General features: G+C 72.1%; 2 protein-coding genes. Both read right to left on the reverse strand.

The genetic code is table 11. From position 1 onward, the window contains the following. Positions 1–40 precede the first annotated feature (40 nt). Positions 41–721 carry a 50S ribosomal protein L25/general stress protein Ctc gene (locus AC1DP0_RS21460; RefSeq protein WP_478088535.1) on the reverse strand — a complete coding sequence of 227 codons (681 nt, stop codon included), beginning with the start codon at positions 719–721 and terminating at the stop codon, positions 41–43. 273 nt (positions 722–994) lie between these two features. Continuing rightward, the coding region (locus AC1DP0_RS21465) for an EamA family transporter (protein ID WP_478088536.1) at positions 995–1,917 on the reverse strand (923 nt) is incomplete at its 5' end.

Below are 1,917 nucleotides of genomic sequence, written 5' to 3' on the forward strand. Positions count from 1 at the left end.
GTACGCATCGGGTGGCGCAGAGCGCCACTCCTGGTGTGGCTCAGGCCTCGTCGCCCTCGGCCTCGGCGCCCTCGGCGGGGGCGCTCTCGGCACCCTCGGCGGCGGCCTCCTCCTCGGACTCCTCGCGCTCGATGCCGGCCTCGGCCTCGGCCTCGGCGAGCTCGGCCTCGAGGGCCTCGGCGGAGATGGCCTGCGTCACGTTGACGACGAGGGCCTCGGCGTCGGTGACGAGCGTCGCACCCTCGGGCAGCTCGACGGCGCCGGCKAGGATCTGCGTGCCGGCCTCGAGGCCCTCGACCGAGACGACGACGTTCTCGGGGATGCTTGTGGCGGGCGCCTCGAGCTGCAGCGTGTTGTGGTCGAGCGTGACGACGGTCTCGGCAGCGGCCTCGCCCTCGAGGTGCACGGCCACGTCCACGGTGACCTTCTCGCCCTTGCGGACGACGACGAGGTCGACGTGGTCGATGACCGGCTTGATCGGGTCGCGCTGGACGTCCTTGGCGAGGGCGAGCTGCTCGTTGCCCTCGATGACGATGGTGAGCAGCGCGTTGGCCTGCTTGAGCGCCATCATCGTGTCGTGGCCGGGCAGCGAGATGTGCACCGGCTCGGTGCCGTGGCCGTACATGACGGCCGGGATGTTGCCGGCGCGGCGGATCTTGCGGGCGGCGCCCTTGCCGAAGTCGGTGCGCTTCTCGGCGACGAGCTTGGAGGTGTCAGACACAGAAGTCTCCTGGGGGTCTCGGATGAGGCGGGTCTCGAAGTGGTCGGCCTCGACGCGGGACGACGCGCGGTGATCGGCAGTGACGGAGCAGGCCGGTCATGTGGTCCGCACGCAGAGGCGAACCCGACCATGGATAGCTCCACGTCAGGCCACCGCGTCGATCACGGACCTCGTCACGCCCTGCCGTGGCAGCCGTGCACCGTCCCTCGCCGAGGCAACTGCTCGATCCTACGCGACTGACGGCCGGGCCGCGAAATCCGCGAACGTCCGGGACTAGTCGTCGTCGACGCAGGGCGGAAGCGCGTCGGGACCGGGCAGCGCTCGCGCCTCGTCCGCGCGGACCGCCACGAGCCCGACGACGATGAGCACCCCACCGAGGAGCTGGACGACCGTCGGCAGCTCGGCGAGGACGAGCCATGCGAAGAGCACCGCGAAGAGGACCTCCGTGAGCGCCACGAACGAGGCGACCTTGGCGCCGAGCATGCGCACCGCCGCGATGCCCGTGACGTACGCGAACGCCGCCGCCACGAGCGCGATGACGAGCACCGGCACCCACCACTGCACGACGACACCACCCAGCGGCACGCTGGCCGCCCCACGGGTCATGTCGAGCACGCCGACGAGACCGGCAAGCCCCAGCGACGCTGCACCCACGGCGAGGCCACCACCGGCGAGGGCGATCGGCGGCACGTCGTCGTCGACGTGGTCGGCGAGCAGGAAGTAGAGGACGAGGCAGACCGCGGCGCAGAGACCCCAGACGACACCGACGAGGCTGATGCTCGCGCCCCCGACGACATCGAGGACGAGGAACAGCCCGGCGACAGCGAGCGCCACCCCGGCGAGCGTCAGGCGGCGCGGTGCCTGCCGGTGCCGCGCCCAGAGCCAGCCGACGATGAGGATGGGGGCGAGGTACTCGAGCAGCAGGGCGACCCCGACGGAGAGGTGCGTCACGGCGTAGAAGTAGGCGAGCTGACAGCCCGCGACCCCGGTCAGGCCGTAGCCGATGACGACCCACACGTTGCGCCGCAGGGCCGCCCACCGGCCGCGGAGCGACCACAGCGCCGGACCGAGCAGCACGAGGGCCGCCAGGGTGACGCGCAGGGTCACGACGGCGCCGGGAGACCAGCCGCCGACGAGCAGCGACTTGCCGAAGGCGCCGGACGTGGCGAAGGCCGCCGCCGACGCGAGAGCGACTC

The organism is Terrabacter sp. P5_B1 (genome assembly GCF_056400505.1).